Here is a 16,518-nt window from a genome sequence, read left to right as displayed (position 1 = left end):
ATGGCAGACTTCAGTAATTTTGATTTCCTAAAATCACACCATGATTGGCTTTTTAAACTAGCAGAGAGCGCAGAAAGAAACTTTGTCCCATTTCCAAATACAGCGTTAGTCAACGTGCGTCAGTTGGGAGAGGCTATTGCACAAACAATAGCTTCACGTGTTGGTGTTGAGTATGGTGCTAACGTTAAGCAAATTGATCTTCTCAAAGAGCTAGATTGCGTTCTGCGTCTTGATGATAACGTTCGAGATGCCTTCCATACGATTCGTAAACTTGGCAATAGTGCAACACATGCTTTTGACAGTGGTACACACAGAGATGCACTAAAAGCTCTGATGGTTGGTCATGCGTTGTCGATGTGGTTCCACATCACTTTCGGTGGCGATGCAGCTAAAGGCTTTAAGATTCAGAAGTTCGTAAAACCAGAAGACCCCTCAGACTATGTTCGCCAACTCGAAGAGCAAGTTGAGAGATTGAAAGTTGAATCTCAGCGAACAGAAGATCGTATCAGAGTCGCTGAAGAACTTAGCAAAGTTGAGGCTGATAAAGCGCAAGCAGAGAAGCAGCGCGCTGAAAAAATGGCCGAGGAAAAGGCGATTTGGGAAGAGCTTGCCGAAGAGCAAGAGAAGACTTTGTCTTCTTATCGCCTTAAGATGGATGAAGCAAATATCCTATATCGCCAAATGTTCCATTCTAAATCCAAAGCGGATCAAGTATCTGAAATTCAAAGAATTGAAAAATCTCTTTTTGAAATGGATGAAGCTGAAACTAGAGTCATTATTGATCAGCAATTGGTGGATGCCGGATGGGAAGCCGATACTGAAAATCTTCGATATTCAAAAGGTGCGAGGCCTGAACCGAACAAGAATAGAGCCATCGCAGAATGGCCCACAAAATCAGGTCCGGCAGACTATGCGCTTTTTATGGGAATGACTCTCGTAGCAACCATTGAGGCGAAAAAATCTGCGAAGAATGTGTATGGCGCAGTTGATCAAGCAAAACGCTATGCAAAAGGTATCCAGCACTTACCAAGCAACGTTGAAGTGACCCAGCACAATGAATTTTTGGTACCAGTGGTGTTTGCCACCAATGGCCGTGCGTATTTAAAACAGCTAAAGCAAGAAAGCGGTATTTGGTTTTTAGACGTCAGAGACAGTACCAATCGTAGAAAAGCCCTCAAAGGCTGGTACACCCCCCCCGAGCTAAAAGAATACTTGCGTCAAACACCTCAAAAAGCCAACGCAGAGTTGGATGAAATGGGTTTTGAGTACGAGTTAAAGCTCCGTGACTATCAAAAAGCAGCCATCCTCTCTGTAGAAAAAGCGATCAAAGATGGAGAAGAAAAGGCGCTGGTGGCAATGGCAACGGGAACGGGTAAGACAAAAACCTGTATAGCCTTGGTATATAGACTGCTGAAAGCACAACGTTTTCGTCGAATTCTGTTCTTGGTCGATAGAAGTGCTTTGGGCGTTCAAGCCTCGGTAGATTTTGGTGAAGTGCGAATGGAAAACCTCAATACTTTCGCAGACACCTTCGAAGTGATGGGCATGGAGCCGGATAAGGCCCCGAAAGCCGTACCTGATGACGACACCAAAGTACATGTAGCGACAGTGCAGGGCTTGGTGAAGCGCATCATGTACCCATCAGAAAATGCTTCAAAACCAGGTGTAGGTCAGTACGATTGTATCGTGGTCGATGAGTGCCACCGTGGATATTTGCTTGACCGAGAACTCAGCGATACTGAGATTAAGTTTCGGGACCAAAAAGACTATATGTCCAAGTACCGAGCTGTTATCGAATATTTTGATGCCTTTAAAGTGGGTTTGACCGCTACACCTGCGATTCACACAGTCGATATATTCGGTGAGCCAGTATTCTCTTACAGCTATACCGAAGCTGTGATTGATGGGTACTTAGTCGATCACTCACCGCCTGTTCGTATTCACACCAAGTTAAATACGGAAGGAATCAACTATCAGGTTAACGAAGAAGTTCAAGTTTATGATCCGCAAACTCAGCAGCTTGATTTGATTCATACGCCAGATGAGTTGGATTTTGATGTTTCGGATTTTAATAGAAAAGTAATCGCCCCAGAGTTCACCAAAGTGATCTGTAAGTGGCTAATCGAAAGCGATTCTCTAAACCCGTACTCACAAGAAAAGTCATTGATTTTCTGTGTAACAGACCGCCACGCAGATGAAGTCGTAGAAGCATTAAAACAAGCGTGTGAAGACTACCACGGCGAAGTTGAAGATGAGGCAATTCAGAAAATTACGGGTGCCTCGGATAAGCCGCTGGAAAAAATACGTTTGTTCAAAAATGACCGCTTACCGAATATTGCCGTAACCGTGGATTTGTTAACGACGGGTGTCGATGTGCCGAGCATCTGCAACCTAGTGTTCTTGCGACGTGTCAACAGCCGCATCTTGTTCGAGCAAATGCTTGGTCGAGCTACGCGCCGTTGTGATGAGATAGGTAAAGAGCGATTCCGCATCTACGATGCTGTAGATATCTACAAACAGCTTGAGAAAGTGAACACAATGAAACCTGTTGTGACCAAGGTCGACATTACCTTCTCTGAGTTGGAGCAAGAGATCACCAAGGGGGCGGATACCAAACTGCAAGAGCTGGCTAAAGATCAATTTCTTGCCAAACTGCAAAGCAAAAAGAACCACTTAACACCACTTCAACAGGATGAATTTGAGCGAATCGTTGGCAAGCCGCCGAAAGAGTTCGCCAAAGAACTGAAAGCAATGAACACAGAAGATGTGGCGAGTTGGTTTGTTAGCCATCCTGGCTTAGGCGAGCTTCTTGATATGAAAGTGCAGGGCGGCAGTGGTCGAAACAAAATAGTGATATCAGACAAGCCTGATGATGTCACTGGCACATCAACGGGCTATGGCAGCGGTCAGAAACCAGAGGACTATTTGAAATCCTTTGCTGCATTCGTAAACGCAAACAGCAACCGAATGGTAGCACTACAAACGGTTATCCAAAGACCATGGGAGCTGACACGAACTGACCTCAAGCAACTCGTTGTAGAGTTGGAAAAAAACGAATTTAGAGAGGAAGAGCTAAAAGTAGCGTGGAAAGAAGTTAAAAACGAGGACATCGCCGCCCGAATTATTGGTTTTATTCGACAAGCCGCAATTGGTGAGGCCCTTATTCCGTATGAGCAACGTGTTGATAATGCCTTGCAGAAAATACTTGCGAGTCGTGCCTGGAAAACGCCACAACGAGAGTGGTTGGAAACTATCGCCGCCCAGATGAAAGCCAACATCGTTGTTGACGAGTCTAACCTCAACGAAGGCATTTTTAAGCAACGCCTTGGTGGTCTCCAACGAGCGAACAAGCTTTTCGAACAGCCCGTAGTTGATGTCCTCGCGCAATTTAACCGTGCTATTTGGTCGGATGATGACCGTAAAGAAACCGCATAATCGGTTACAATACCCAACAATTTAAATGAACTAAGAACAACGATGAGCACACAAGACTTAATCAACAAACTTTGGAGCCTTTGTCATTTACTACGTGACGATGGTGTTACTTACAATGAATACCTTAACGAGCTGACATTCCTCGTTTTCTTGAAAATGGTAGAAGAAACAGGTCAAGAAAAGCTGATCCCCGAGGGGTACCGTTGGGCAGACATTGAAAACTTCAATGCTGCGACTCGCCTTGAAGAATACAAAAAGTTGCTGGTTCATTTGGGCTCGCACGGTTCACTTATCACTAAAGCAATTTTCAACAACGCTTCAACCTGTATTCGTAAACCAGCCACACTGACAAAGCTGGTCACAGAGATAGACAAGCTTGACTGGTACTCGGCTAAGCAAGAAGGCTTGGGCGACATGTACGAAGGCTTGCTTGAAATCAACGCGAGCGAGAAAAAATCAGGGGCAGGCCAGTACTTTACCCCTCGTGTATTGATTGAGGTAATGGTTGAGCTAATGAAGCCAACCCCAAGAGATAAACGTCAAAATCAAAAAGGTGACGTTATCGTTGACCCTACAGCGGGCACTGGCGGCTTTTTGATTGCCGCCCATCAATACATGGAGAATAATTTCGATGTGATGGGGCTGGATGAAGCTGATTACGACAGCTACCAGCATGACACCTTCTTTGGCATGGAGTTAGTGCCCGATACGCGCCGCTTGGCAATGATGAACCTGATGTTGCATGACTTGGCAGTGGACGATGAAAACTCTGGTGTTTTGTACGGCGATACGCTATCGAACGAGGGTAAAGCCTTACCAAAAGCATCGCTCATTCTTGCTAACCCACCATTTGGTACCAAGCAAGGTGGTGGCATACCAACCCGTGATGATCTTGTGCATTACACCAGCAACAAGCAACTGGCGTTTTTGCATGCCATGTACCACGTTATGCTCAAGCCTGGTGGCAGAGCTGCTGTCGTATTACCTGATAACGTGCTATTTGAAGGATCGACAGGTCGTAAAATTCGTAATGACCTGATGGAAAAATGCAATCTGCACACTATCTTGCGCTTGCCTACAGGCATTTTCTACGCAGCAGGTGTTAAGACCAATGTGCTGTTCTTTGATAAGCCAACAAATATCAATCAAGACAAAGGCAACACCAAAAAAGTGTGGGTGTACGACCTTCGTGTCAATATGCCAAAGTTTGGCAAGCGTACCGTCTTGGAAAAAGAGCACTTTGATGAGTTCTACCGTGCTGTGGGCAGGGACCTAACACAAGTTGACGAAAAGCAGCGCCAAGCGTTTATCGATAACCATCAAAACGGTAGTGCTGTCGGTAATATCGATACTTGCCGCTTGCGTGCGTTTACCCGTGATGAGATTAAAGCCAAAGATGACTCGCTAGATTTGGCTTGGATCCGTGATGATAGCTTGGAAGATGCGGCCAGTTTACCAGAGCCTGATGAACTTATTGCCGAAGCGATTGAGGAACTGGTCGGTGCTATCACAGATTTGCAGTCAATTTTGGTGGACCTTGGAGGGGTAGAGGCTTCAGAAGAGGTGATGCTATGACTCTGCCTTCAAACTGGATTCGATCAACCATCGGGGAAGTAACAACCTATGTCCAGCGAGGAAAAGGTCCAAAGTACTCTGAAAAAAACGCATTTCCTGTGATTAACCAGAAAGCTATTCGTTGGAATGGAATCCAAGAAGAGCACTTGAAGTATGTAAGAGAAGACACTTGGGAAAAATATACTGAGGAAAGGTACATCAGAGCTGGCGATATTCTATGGAACTCTACAGGCACTGGTACAATCGGAAGAGCCTGCTTGTTAGATGAAGCAGAAGCAGCAAAAGCGAAAGTAGTGGATAGCCATGTAACAATCGTCCGTAGCAATACTACCAAGGTTATACCTAGCTATCTGTTCTACTGGATTAAATCACCAAAAATTCAATTTGAGATTGCTTCCTTGTATACCGGGACTACAAACCAAGTAGAGTTGAGCAAATCTAAAGTACTTGATACAGAAATTCCATTGGCTCCTTTGGCTGAGCAATCCCGAATTGTCGAGAAGTTAGATTCAATCTTCGAAAAGTTGGGGATGGCTCAGTCCCGCTTAGAAAAAGTTCCTCTGCTTTTAAAACGTTTTCGGAGAGTAGTTATCGAACTTGCTACATCGGGTGAGTTAACAGATGGCTGGAGTTCTGATGGTGATAAAAAATGGCACGAGGCAGAGCTAATCAACTTAATTTTGGCAAAGCCAAGAAATGGAAGGTCACCTAAAGGTGTTGTTGGACCTACTCCTTATCGAAATTTGACCCTTTCTTCAACCACTCAGGGCACATTTATCGAAGGGTGCTTTAAGTATGTGAATTTGGATATCGACAGTAGTTCGCACCTTTGGGTTAAGAATGGTGATCTGCTCATACAAAGAGCGAACAGCATCGACTATGTCGGAGTGAGTGCTTTGTATGAAGGGGAAGATGATAAATATGTATACCCCGATCTGATTATGAAATTCCGAGCCAACTCTAAGGTATTGCCGAAGTACCTACATTTAGCCCTATCTTCAGAAAAAGTACGCAAATATTTTCGAGACAATGCAACAGGTACAGCGGGCAATATGCCCAAAATTAATCAAGCTGTCGTATCAGCTGCACCGATTAGCTATCCGGAGCTGGATGAGCAGGCTGAGATAGTTCGCAAGGTTGGAGAGTTACTTGAACTGGCAAATGCGGTCGAGCGCAAATATGATGCTGCAAAGCTTCGTGTTGATAAGCTCACGCAATCAATCCTTGCACGAGCGTTTCGTGGTGAGCTGTTTGAACCTTTCACTGACAAGGCTGATCGAGTTGCTCAACCGCAATCAGTAGATGTCATTGATGAGCAACCTATAGATCGAGAAGAAACCACGTTAGAACAGGCTGACATAAGCTCCATTCAATCTCAGCTAACACCAAAAACGGTTGATGATAAGAGCGAATTGCTGTCCCAGCTAAAGTCTGCCAAAAAGGCCATGACAGCACAGCAGCTATTTGACAGTGCGTCAGTCGAGACATTTAAAGCCATTGATGAGTTGTTTGTTGAGCTTAAACGCCTTTTAGAGCTCAGTTTGATCGAAAAAGTGGGTGAAGGCGAAAGCTGTCAGTTTAAGGCTGCCAAGTAGTGAAAATAGATTACTTGCACATTCGCAGTGGCTTTAAAAACGTTGAAGACCTAGAGATTGATTTTGACAACAGGCAACTGTTGACCGTCCTTATTGGACGAAACGGTTCCGGTAAATCGAACGTGATTGAGGCGCTAGTTCGTATTTTTCGTGCGTTAGACCTAGGCGATGAACCCGCGCCATTTAGCTATAAACTCAGGTATTCACTGGGAGCATCCCAAGATAGGTGTATCGAAGTAGATGCGTCTCCAGAGTATGGCTCGACGCCAATTCAGCAACACAAAATACAAGTATCGACGTTAGGCGAAAGTGGTCAGTACTCTCTGCCAGAAAGCATATCTTTATCCAAAGTTACACGAGATAAGGAAGGCAATTCAGATTACCTGCCAAAGCATTTGTTCGCTTATTATTCAGGCCCCAGTGATCGCCTGGAAGATTTGTTTAAACCGCACAGGACCAAGTTTTATAACCAACTGCTAAAGAATCAGGTGAAAATCGAGGACGAGGTTCGTCCTCTTTTCTACGCCAAGCCTTTTCACAGTCAGTTTGTGCTGCTGGCTTTTTTCTTAAATCAGCAAAAAGGTGCCGGGCGAGAGTTTCTAGAGGATCATCTAGGCATCACCGCTTTTCATTCTGTCCACTTTGTTTTCCGCAGGCCGACAGAATGGAGCAGCATAAATAAAAAGGACTTATTCTGGGGAGCTAAAGGCGTCGTCAGAGAGTTCCTCAATAGATTGTTGCCACATAGTCTGGGGGCGATAAAAGCAGAACGAGAAGAGTCAACATCATTAACAGGAAGAGGAAAAAACAATGAGTTTGTTCACTTATTTTTGCCTGATCTCTACAGCCTGAAGAAAGTGGCACAAGGGCTAGGGGCTAAGAACTTTTTCAAAATGCTCGAAAGCACCTTGCTGTCTGACCTGCTAAGCAGTGTACACATTAAGGTTCGACTAAAAAATGGGGAAGTCGTGTCGTTCAGCGAGCTCAGTGAAGGTGAACAGCAACTGCTAACTGTACTTGGGCTATTAGAGTTTACTGTTGAGGAAGACTCTTTGTTCTTGCTTGATGAGCCGGATACGCACTTAAACCCTGCATGGGCAGCTAAATATCACTCGTTCCTGAAGCGATTCATACCTAATGATCGTTTTTGCCATATTTTGATGGTCACGCATCACCCGTTGGCTATTGCTGAGCTGAACAAGGAACAAATTCAGGTTCTCAGGAAAGATGCAGATGGGCAATCATTTGCGGAATCGCCCTTTGAGAGCCCTATCGGAATGGGCGTCAATGGCATACTAACCAGTGACATGTTTGACATGGCAACGACGCTGGATCAGCACACTAGTAAAGTGATTGAAGATAGACGAAAACTTCTTGAAAAGGAGATTCTGACCGAGGCAGAGGCTAGGCGGTTGAGTGAACTAAACGACTCACTTGATCGATTGGGGTATAGCTATACACATCCAGATGAAGACTATCGACAGTTCTTAATTGCTCGTAAAAAAGCCATGCAGCAGATGGAGGCAGAAAACAAGGACTCGACAGAGCATCGCCTCAATCTCATTAACGCGATTTTAAAAGACCAAGGATTGATTGAATAGTGCGTTACATAGATCCAAATCTGATTGACCAGTGCAAGCCTGCTAACTGGGACGTTAATTCACAACGATGGGCACAAAGAGTACAACGAGCTGCTGACAAGTCTGCTGAAATTAAATCAATTGGCAGTAAGTGGAGTGACTTTAAACCTAAGTTCATTCGCGAGTTTGGGGATAAATGTTGGTACTCGGAGGTTCCGAGAATAGGTACAGATTTTGATGTCGACCATTTTAGACCCAAAGGTGATGTAAAAATTTCAAAGCAGTCTTATGCTACTCGATTAGTTCATGGGGTAAGCCAAAAGCACCCAGGATACTGGTGGTTAGCATTTGAAGCGAAGAACTATAGGTACGCTTGCATTGAGGCGAACCGGCCAAGAGCGAATGGAGGTAAGCATGATTACTTTCCGCTTATGGATGAAGCAACGCGAGTTTGGAACTGTTGTAATATCGCTGCTCACGGGATGGAGGACGTTAAGCTTTTAGATCCATGTTGTCCAATGGATGTTACCTTGGTTTCTTATGTGCAAAATCCAGGTGCAGTTATGTCTCGCTATAGCGAAATATCGCACCCCGATGAATACTCTCGTGTTCGTGAGAGTGCGAAAAGATATAACCTCAACAGTAAAACGATTAAGGGTGCGAGAAACGAAGTCATCAAGAAAGTGAAGGATTCATTACAGTTCATAGAGCAACACGCATCTCTTCCCCCAGAATCGCAAGCCATAATGAATGGCTTTTTGGCTACAATGGAACAGAACTTGGTTGATGCTTGCAATCGAAAGTCCGCTTTTTCTGCGACAGCCGTAGCCTTTGTTCGCGAGAAAAAGCACGAGCCTTGGTTAGCAAATCTATTGCCACGGCTTGATCTGTCAGATTAAATCACTTTTAACTGCTTAGTTCCTGTTACAGAGAGGCTGCCTCTGGCGGCCTCTTCTATATGCTCGCTCCACCAGCACATCATTGGCTTTCTGCGCTCAAAGTAGTCAGTGCGGTTATAGGCACTGCGGACCTGGTTATCGTCCACGTGAGCCAATGCCGCTTCAACTAAGTCAGGATCAAAGCCTTGCTCGTTGAGTGTAGTACTTGCCAGTGAGCGCAAACCGTGGCTAACTAGCCTTCCAGCAAAACCCATACGTTTTAATGCCATGTTAGCCGTTTGGCTGTTGCAGGGCTTTTTCGGGTCTCTATCCGACGGAAAAACAAAATTGCGATGACCACTTATCGGCTTCATCACTTCCAATAGCGCTAGCATCTGCTCTGTGAGCGGGATGCGGTGCTCTCTTCTTTTTTTCATTCTCTCGGCTGGAATGGTCCAGACTTTCTCTTCCCATTCAATTTCATCCCATCTAGCGCCAGCGGCTTCAGAAGGGCGCGTCATGGTGTGTAATTGCCATTCTAATAAGCAACGAGTTGTGCGTTTAATACTTGCATTAGCTATTGCCCCCATTAGCTCTGGCAATTCATGTGGTGCTAATGCGGCCATATTCTCTTTTTTAGGCTTTTTGAAAGCGGCACGAATACCAGTAAGTGGGTTTGCTAGGATAAGGCCGCAGTTAGTGGCAAAGTTCATCACCTCATTCAAACGCTGAGATAGGCGTTTGACGGTTTCTAAGCTACCTTTGGCTTCAATCGGTTTGAGTAGCTCGATGATTTCCGGAGCCGTGATCGCTTTTATCGGTTTATTGGCGATGTGCGGGAAGATATGCAGTTCCAATGAACGCCAGATATCGATCGCGTAATCGGGAGTGACATCATGCTGTTTGATGGCAAACCAATCTTTCGTGACGTTCTCAAAGGTGTGCTCATGGATCTCTTTATGAACTTGTTGTTGGCGTTTTCGATCGTCTTGTGGATCGATGCCTTGTGCGATCAGCTCTTTGGCAGAAAGTAAGCTTTTTCTTGCTTGTAAAAGGGAGATGTCTGGGTACATCCCAAAGCTTAAGTTAGCTCGTTTACCGTTTGTGGGGCGATAGTAGTTGAAGATCCACTGCTTTGAACCGTTAGGTTTGATTCTAAGTCGCAAGCCATCACCATCGAAAAGATTATATTCTTTCTCTCTAGGTTTGGAGGCTTTGATCTCTTTATCTGTCAGCTTTACTGTGTTTTTTGCCATGATGGGTACACCAGATTAACACGATAAAATCAGTGTACCTTGTAGTGTACCTAAAAATCAAAGCTGCTATGAAATCGCATTGGACGTCGTTGGATGCTAAGCTGTTGATTTTGCTTTATTGCGCGCAAGAAAAAAGACGCCCTAGGACGTCTTTAAACTATGATTTGGTGGAGCTGGCGGGATTTGAACCCGCGTCCGAAAATCATTCATCATTGGTACTACATGCTTATTCGATCTTTAATTTCACCATCAAACTGCGAACCGACACGCTATCTAATGGCTATCCTGAATTAGTTTTAATGCTTTGTCTCTCAGGCGGGAGACGCGGCACGAGCTTGTTTGGTTTTGACTCTCTGTTGTTCCCCGTCTTACGAGCGGAAGCTAGGGCAGAAAGGCTCTTGGCAGGTTATTAAGCTGCTAGTGCGTAGTTTTCGTCGTTTGCGACTATTTTTTTGCGGCTTTTAACGTGGCAAACCGCCCCACGGCATGCACCTCAGACTGCAAAATTCCCGTCGAATCCAGAATCAGCCCCAAGTGTGTTGACGCATACTACCAGAAAACCTTTGTCTGTCTAGCTTTCTGCGTCTAAGTGGTCAAGATTAACGCAATGAGCTCTTCATTACGCGTGCTTTCTCTCTTGCCCAATCTTTTTCTTTTAAATCATCACGTTTGTCATGCAGTTTTTTACCTTTCGCTACACCAATTTTGATTTTCACCCAAGAGCGAGACCAATACAGTGATAGTGCGATAAGTGTCATGCCTTCACGGTTGATGCGTCCATAAAGGTTGTCCAGTTCACGGCGGCTGATTAACAGCTTGCGCACGCGAGTTGGGTTGGCAACCACGTGAGTGGATGCTTGCTGCAGTGGCGTTATTGTCATTCCGGAAACAAAGGCTTCTCCGTCTCGCATGAAAACGTAGCTTTCTGCGATATTAGCTTTGCCTTGACGAAGAGATTTGACTTCCCAGCCTTGGAGCTCCATGCCTGCTTCTACTTCATCTTCGATAAAGTATTCGTGGCGAGCTTTTTTATTTACAGCAATGGTATTGCTACCTGCTTTTGAGTTTGATTTTTTCTTTACCATAATGGCGGCATTATACGGCTTGGTTCGAGCTTAGGAAATCCTTTTATTTGCGTAGGATAAGAATAAAAGTAAAATTGTTACACACCAGACTCTTTCGGTGGTGATGAGGAGAGAATATGAAGCAAGTCAGTCGTTCTGCTTTAGTACCTTTTAGTGCAGAACAAATGTTTAATCTCGTTAATGACGTTGCTCGTTATCCTGAATTTTTGCCAGGTTGTTCTGGTTCTCGCGTTATTGAATCTTCCGATTTGTCGATGGTGGCTTCGGTGGATGTTTCAAAGGCAGGGATAAGTAAGACGTTCACAACGTCGAATGTGTTGGTGGCCAGTGAAGCTATTTTGATGAATTTGGTCGATGGTCCTTTTAAGGCTTTAAAAGGCGGTTGGTATTTTACTGCACTTGATGAACAGGCCTGCAAGGTTGAACTTAAACTGGAGTTTGAATTTTCGAGCAAAATGGTGGAATTGGCTTTTGGCAAGATATTCAATGAATTGACCAGTAATATGGTTAACGCATTTACCAAACGAGCGAAACAGGTGTATCAGTAATGAGTATTGAATCTGAGATGATCCATGTTGAGGTAGTCTATGCATTGCCTCATGAGCAAAGAGTACTGAATTTGGTGGTAGACAAAAACTCAACCGTCGAAACGATAATTCAACAGTCCGGTGTGCTTGAGCTCTACCCAGAGATTGATTTATCAAAAAATAAGGTCGGGATTTTTAGTCGTAACGTTAAGCTAGATTCGACGGTCAGAGACCGTGATCGCATTGAAATTTATCGTCCGTTATTGGCCGATCCTAAAGAGATCCGTCGCAAGAGAGCCGAGCAGGCAAAAGCGCAACAGTAAACGTTGCTGCGGTATTGGATGCAAGATAAAGGGCTCGTTATGAGCCCTGTCCGTTAGTGTCACTCATTGTGAGGTGCGCTCTGGGTATCATTTGTTTGAGCGTGTTTTCGTTCAGTTTACGCCTTCAAAAAACCGTTCGCTAGCAGGGAAATCGCCACTGATTTCCATCAAAGCACCTGAGGTATTAAATGTCGCAATCAGGTTTTTCTGTATCGATTCTTTGTGGCCTTCCGTGTGGTGATAAATGTAATACCAAGTATCGGGATAACCGTTTTCAATAAGCATCGGCGACCCCATGACAAACCTAACCTGTTCTTTGCTCATACCGAACTTGAGTTGATCGACGGCTTGCTGTTCAACGTAGTTGCCTTGGTTAATATCAATACGATAAACGAGTTTTTCTAATAAAGAGCACCCAGTCAGCATTGTCATTGCTAAAGGGACTGCGATTAACCACTTTTTTAACTGCATATTCAAAATTCTTTGCCAATAGGTCGTAAAACTGGACTGATAATAAACAAGCTCGCAGCAGAAGTAAAAAATAGACTGAGCTACGAGCTAGTTGAGACTGCAAATTTTGAGTTTGGTTGCAAACCTAAAAAGAAAAATGTCAGCTTAGGCGGCGATCAGCAGTTCTTTCGCATTAGCAAGGGTAGATTCGGTGATTTGGCTACCCCCTAAAAGGCGAGCAAGTTCAGCGACGCGTTGTTCACTATCTAATCGTTTCATTTGTGTTTCTGTTTTTCCTGCTTTGGCTTGCTTGCTAACAAACAGTTGTTGGTGCCCGCAGCCTGCCACTTGTGGTAAGTGAGTCACACACAGTACTTGAGTTGATTCACCTAATGTTCTTAGCATTTTTCCGACTACCGCTGCTGTCGGGCCACTGATACCAACATCGACCTCATCAAAAATAAGGCTAGGAGTGTCTACTTTTTGAGCGGTGATCACTTGGATTGCTAGAGATATCCGTGACAGTTCTCCGCCTGACGCGACTTTAGCGATAGGCTGCAGCGGTTGACCTGGGTTGGTTGAGACTAAGAAAGTTACTGTGTCAAAACCCAGTGGTGATGGATGCGTTGTTTCATGATTAACTTCGATGCAGAACTTGGCTTTTTCCATGCTCAGTTCGTGCATGCTATTGGTGATTAATTTATCTAGCTCTTTCGCGTAACGGCTACGAGACTTATGCAGTTTGTCGGCACAGGTTGCAAACTGCTGATACTGTTTGGCAACGTTACTTTCCAGTTCTTGTAATTTATCTTCAGAGCAGTCAAGTTGTGCTATTTGTTTGAGCAGATCTTGGTGGTGGTGGTAAAGCGTTTCAGGAGCGATGTAGTGCTTGCGCGATATGGACATCACTTTAGAGTAACGTTCTTCTACATAAGCCATACGTTCAGGATCGACATCGATACTATCCAAATAGTTTCGCAATTCACTGTTGGCTTCTTCGAGTTGGATGATGGCTTCAGCCACCATGTTGGGTAAGGTGGCAAGTTTTTCATCTAACTCGGCCAGTTCAAGCAAGGCGTGGTTGGCTGACTGCAGCAAACTTAGCGCATTGACTTCTTGCCCCTCATAAATAAGCTCAATGGCTTGCTGGCAAGTGGTAGCAAGCTCGCCACTGTTGGCTAAACGTCTGTGCTCTTGTTCGAGTTCGGTGAACTCTTCTTCACCAATCGCCAATTCATTGAGCTCTTTGATTTGATATTCCAGCAGTTGAACTTGAGCTTGGTTTTGTTGACTATTTTCTTTGAGTTGATTGAGCTGATTATCTGCTTGACGCCACATTTGGTAGGCTAAGCGTGTCTCTTTGACAAGATTCACGTGACCTGCATATTGGTCCAGCATGCTCATTTGATACTCACTTTTCATCAGTTGATGATGGGCGTGTTGACCGTGGATGTTGATCAGTAATTGACCTAGAGCTTTGAGTTGTGAAAGAGGCACAGGGCTGCCATTGATGAAGGCACGAGAGCGGCCATCTTTGGTGATGATTCGGCGTAAAATACACTCTTTTTGGTCGAGCAAGTCATTGTCTTCCAACCAGCGCGTGGCGTTGAGGTTATTGTCCAAAATAAAGGCGGCGCTGACTTCGGTTTTTTCTTCACCCTGCCTGACCATTCCTGCTTCCGCACGGCCACCAAGACATAAACTGAGCGCGTCAATTGCAATGGATTTACCCGCACCGGTTTCGCCAGTAATGGTAGTCATTCCTTTGGAAAGCTCTAACTGCAATGATTTAACAATAGCAAAATTATTCACACTTAAATGAGCCAGCATTTCTGTACCTATATAATCAAATAACACTGTATAAGTGAACAGTATAAACTGTTTTTTTATACAGTAAAGATGCCTGTCAGAAAACTATGAGTATTGTAAACTGCGCTGAGTTTAGTGCATGCGACAGGAAGTGATTTATGTTGCTTGATAGCTCTGGCTTTCTAGTGAATTTTACTTCATTCGATGGGGTTAATTAGTTTTGAATTGATTATTAAATGCTCATTAAATAGTTTGACGAGGTTCACAAAAAAGATAGAATACGCAACCTGTATACAATGTAACAAGGTGTAGTAAATGATGAACTCAGCACTTCTTTCGCTATTAGAAAAGAAAAGCACCTCTGAAAAAGGTAAATCCCAATCGACATTGGCTGATAAACTATCGAGTGTCATGGTGTTTGGCGCGACAATCGCCGTAGTTGGTTTGCTAGGGTTAATCTACATTGCATAAATTCACATAAAAAAGACGCTTGATGCGTCTTTTTTATCATCTAGAGAATAGCGCTTACTTGGTCGCTATCACTTCAATTTCCACTTTCGCATCCATAGGCAGGCGAGCAACTTCCACGCATGAGCGCGCTGGAAAAGAGGCTTGGTGGCTTTCAAAGACCATCGTAATTCTCGTCATTAGTGGGTTGCCATTGGTGTAGTGAAACTGACTTAACCGCTGAATGTCGGTAATAGGTTCATCATTGACATAAAGTGGAATACTGCGGTTGCGATACCAAATAAGATCAGCATGCCGATCATTGCGTTGCCACCCGGTGCCATAAATCCTTCTTGACCACCTTCTAAAGTGCGTGATTTACGAGCCAATAACGCTGGAATTAAGCAAGCCCAGATTGTTGCAGCAGCACCCGCATAGCCAATCGCCAGAATAAAGCCGAAAGGGAACAATAAAGAAAGGGTGAGTGGTGGAATAAATGTCACTAGCCACGTTTTAGTTCGACCTTGTTTGTTGTCTTCAAATTTAAACAGGTCTGCCAGAAAATCAAAAACACCTAAGCCTACTCCAATGAACGAAGAAAGAATGGCTGCCATTGAGAAGGTGTTGATTGCGTGCGATACCTTGTCTGAATCAATCACAGAGCCTAACGCTGCTAACAGAACTTCAACGTTACCACCTTGGGCAATCACTGGGCCGAAATTGCTACGTGGTAGGTTACCGTAAATACTGGCCATCCACAGGAAGTACAGACATAGTGCGATAACGGTACCGCCCAAAATGGCGTATTTTGCGCGATGCTCACACCCATAGTAAGAACGCATACTGGCCACTGAGTGATGATAACCAAATGAAGTTAACGCCACAGGTAACATTGCCATAGCGTATGGGGCATAATTGGATTCTTCGTTAATGCGGTCGAAAAGTACGCTAGTATCTATGTTAACGGCTAAACCAGAAACACCAAATACGAAGCTCAGTACCATAAAGGCAATAAGAACAATAGAGATCCTGTCGACTGCTCGAGTAGAGTGCCAAACGAAAAGAGAGAAAACAGCAACAAACAGGACTGATGTGATTTTGTTATTGATACCTAAAACACCTTCTAGAATTAAACCTGAAGATGTGATGTAAGCATAAAGTAAGATACCGCCGACAAAATAAACTGCTAAATTATTAATTCGGTTGACGTTATCGCCAAGGATGTCTTTGGTCACAGTGTTGAAAGACACTTTAAGATCGTAACGCTTGAATGCTTCCAATAGCATCCAACCCGAGAGTGTCATCATGATCATAGTGAAGGTAATTGTGATAAGAGACCAAGTCGTCCAAGCGCCTGCTCCCGCACTCGGTAAACCTAACATTCCGGCTCCGACACAGACGCTTGCTATGATACAAGCTCCGCCTACTAAAGATGGATTATTGTTCATAATCGTTACTCTTGTTTAAGTTTCATGTTGAGGAAAAATCCCGCTAAATTTATAGATTTTGTTTTGCTCGATTTAGAAGGAAATAGCGCGCCAATTAGGCGCGCTTTAGT

13 protein-coding genes, 1 other RNA gene and 1 pseudogene are annotated in these 16,518 nt (G+C 44.3%); 8 read left to right on the top strand and 7 right to left on the bottom strand.

Translation table 11 applies throughout. The annotated features are described in order from the left end of the window. Genes hsdR through PL85_RS06410 form a run of 5 tightly spaced genes read left to right on the top strand, consistent with a single transcriptional unit; the run spans position 1 to position 9,084 of the window. On the top strand, positions 1-3,435 hold the full coding sequence (hsdR, locus tag PL85_RS06430) for a type I restriction-modification system endonuclease (protein ID WP_115339592.1): 3,435 nt from the start codon (positions 1-3) through the stop codon (positions 3,433-3,435). Positions 3,436-3,477: 42 nt separating this feature from the next. After that, on the top strand, positions 3,478-5,010 hold the full coding sequence (locus tag PL85_RS06425) for a class I SAM-dependent DNA methyltransferase (RefSeq protein ID WP_115339593.1): 1,533 nt from the start codon (positions 3,478-3,480) through the stop codon (positions 5,008-5,010). Next, a complete protein-coding gene (locus tag PL85_RS06420) occupies positions 5,007-6,605 on the top strand; it encodes a restriction endonuclease subunit S (RefSeq protein ID WP_115339594.1) in 1,599 nt (532 codons plus the stop codon). The genes PL85_RS06425 and PL85_RS06420 overlap by 4 nt, the downstream gene beginning before the upstream one ends. After that, on the top strand, positions 6,605-8,206 hold the full coding sequence (locus PL85_RS06415) for an AAA family ATPase (protein WP_115339595.1): 1,602 nt from the start codon (positions 6,605-6,607) through the stop codon (positions 8,204-8,206). The genes PL85_RS06420 and PL85_RS06415 overlap by 1 nt, the downstream gene beginning before the upstream one ends. After that, positions 8,206-9,084 (top strand): hypothetical protein, encoded by an 879-nt coding sequence (locus tag PL85_RS06410; RefSeq protein WP_078927496.1) that lies wholly within the window; start codon positions 8,206-8,208, stop codon positions 9,082-9,084. The genes PL85_RS06415 and PL85_RS06410 overlap by 1 nt, the downstream gene beginning before the upstream one ends. On the opposite strand, the gene PL85_RS06405 is transcribed toward PL85_RS06410, so the two are convergent. The 3 genes from PL85_RS06405 to smpB form a co-directional block, all read right to left on the bottom strand. Continuing rightward, on the bottom strand, positions 9,081-10,319 hold the full coding sequence (locus PL85_RS06405) for an integrase domain-containing protein (protein ID WP_115339596.1): 1,239 nt from the start codon (positions 10,317-10,319) through the stop codon (positions 9,081-9,083). The two genes, PL85_RS06410 and PL85_RS06405, sit on opposite strands and share 4 nt — an antisense overlap. Before the next feature lie 165 nt (positions 10,320-10,484). After that, positions 10,485-10,851, bottom strand: a transfer-messenger RNA (tmRNA) gene (gene ssrA / locus PL85_RS06400). A 67-nt stretch (positions 10,852-10,918) separates the two neighbouring features. Further along, on the bottom strand, positions 10,919-11,404 hold the full coding sequence (gene smpB / locus PL85_RS06395; protein WP_013857439.1) for an SsrA-binding protein SmpB: 486 nt from the start codon (positions 11,402-11,404) through the stop codon (positions 10,919-10,921). Positions 11,405-11,520: 116 nt separating this feature from the next. Here smpB and PL85_RS06390 point away from each other — a divergent pair, with 116 nt between their 5' ends. Both PL85_RS06390 and PL85_RS06385 read left to right on the top strand, forming a co-directional pair. Next, positions 11,521-11,952, top strand: a complete 432-nt coding sequence (locus PL85_RS06390) for an SRPBCC family protein (RefSeq protein ID WP_088731968.1) — start codon at positions 11,521-11,523, stop codon at positions 11,950-11,952. Continuing rightward, complete coding sequence (locus PL85_RS06385; RefSeq protein ID WP_010319507.1) at positions 11,952-12,254, top strand: RnfH family protein; 303 nt, start codon at positions 11,952-11,954, stop codon at positions 12,252-12,254. Before PL85_RS06390 ends, PL85_RS06385 begins: the two co-directional genes overlap by 1 nt. Positions 12,255-12,365: 111 nt before the next feature. Here the strand turns inward: PL85_RS06385 and bamE are convergent, their stop codons facing one another. Continuing rightward, on the bottom strand, positions 12,366-12,725 hold the full coding sequence (bamE, locus tag PL85_RS06380; protein WP_096036150.1) for an outer membrane protein assembly factor BamE: 360 nt from the start codon (positions 12,723-12,725) through the stop codon (positions 12,366-12,368). A gap of 144 nt (positions 12,726-12,869) precedes the next feature. Continuing rightward, positions 12,870-14,534, bottom strand: a complete 1,665-nt coding sequence (gene recN / locus PL85_RS06375) for a DNA repair protein RecN (RefSeq protein WP_115339597.1) — start codon at positions 14,532-14,534, stop codon at positions 12,870-12,872. A 294-nt stretch (positions 14,535-14,828) separates the two neighbouring features. Here recN and PL85_RS06370 point away from each other — a divergent pair, with 294 nt between their 5' ends. Continuing rightward, a complete protein-coding gene (locus PL85_RS06370; RefSeq protein WP_017047959.1) occupies positions 14,829-14,984 on the top strand; it encodes a hypothetical protein in 156 nt (51 codons plus the stop codon). A gap of 54 nt (positions 14,985-15,038) precedes the next feature. Here the strand turns inward: PL85_RS06370 and PL85_RS06365 are convergent. Further along, positions 15,039-15,140, bottom strand: a pseudogene (locus PL85_RS06365) (Rid family hydrolase); the annotation flags it as partial. A gap of 53 nt (positions 15,141-15,193) precedes the next feature. Then, on the bottom strand, positions 15,194-16,408 hold the full coding sequence (locus PL85_RS06360) for an aromatic amino acid transporter (protein ID WP_026028108.1): 1,215 nt from the start codon (positions 16,406-16,408) through the stop codon (positions 15,194-15,196). Positions 16,409-16,518 lie beyond the last annotated feature (110 nt).

Source organism: Vibrio anguillarum, assembly GCF_001989995.2.
Lineage (GTDB): Bacteria > Pseudomonadota > Gammaproteobacteria > Enterobacterales > Vibrionaceae > Vibrio > Vibrio anguillarum.
This window is presented reverse-complemented; position numbering and strand designations above follow the sequence as displayed.

Excerpts from the sequence above, each read along its gene's own strand:
- hsdR (WP_115339592.1), top strand. The coding sequence starts at position 1 with ATGGCAGACTTCAGTAATTTTGATTTCCTAAAATCACACCATGATTGG.
- PL85_RS06425 (WP_115339593.1), top strand. The coding sequence starts at position 3,478 with ATGAGCACACAAGACTTAATCAACAAACTTTGGAGCCTTTGTCATTTA.
- PL85_RS06420 (WP_115339594.1), top strand. The coding sequence starts at position 5,007 with ATGACTCTGCCTTCAAACTGGATTCGATCAACCATCGGGGAAGTAACA.
- PL85_RS06405 (WP_115339596.1), bottom strand. The coding sequence starts at position 10,319 with ATGGCAAAAAACACAGTAAAGCTGACAGATAAAGAGATCAAAGCCTCC.
- smpB (WP_013857439.1), bottom strand. The coding sequence starts at position 11,404 with ATGGTAAAGAAAAAATCAAACTCAAAAGCAGGTAGCAATACCATTGCT.
- PL85_RS06390 (WP_088731968.1), top strand. The coding sequence starts at position 11,521 with ATGAAGCAAGTCAGTCGTTCTGCTTTAGTACCTTTTAGTGCAGAACAA.
- PL85_RS06385 (WP_010319507.1), top strand. The coding sequence starts at position 11,952 with ATGAGTATTGAATCTGAGATGATCCATGTTGAGGTAGTCTATGCATTG.
- bamE (WP_096036150.1), bottom strand. The coding sequence starts at position 12,725 with ATGCAGTTAAAAAAGTGGTTAATCGCAGTCCCTTTAGCAATGACAATG.
- recN (WP_115339597.1), bottom strand. The coding sequence starts at position 14,534 with ATGCTGGCTCATTTAAGTGTGAATAATTTTGCTATTGTTAAATCATTG.
- PL85_RS06370 (WP_017047959.1), top strand. The coding sequence starts at position 14,829 with ATGATGAACTCAGCACTTCTTTCGCTATTAGAAAAGAAAAGCACCTCT.
- PL85_RS06360 (WP_026028108.1), bottom strand. The coding sequence starts at position 16,408 with ATGAACAATAATCCATCTTTAGTAGGCGGAGCTTGTATCATAGCAAGC.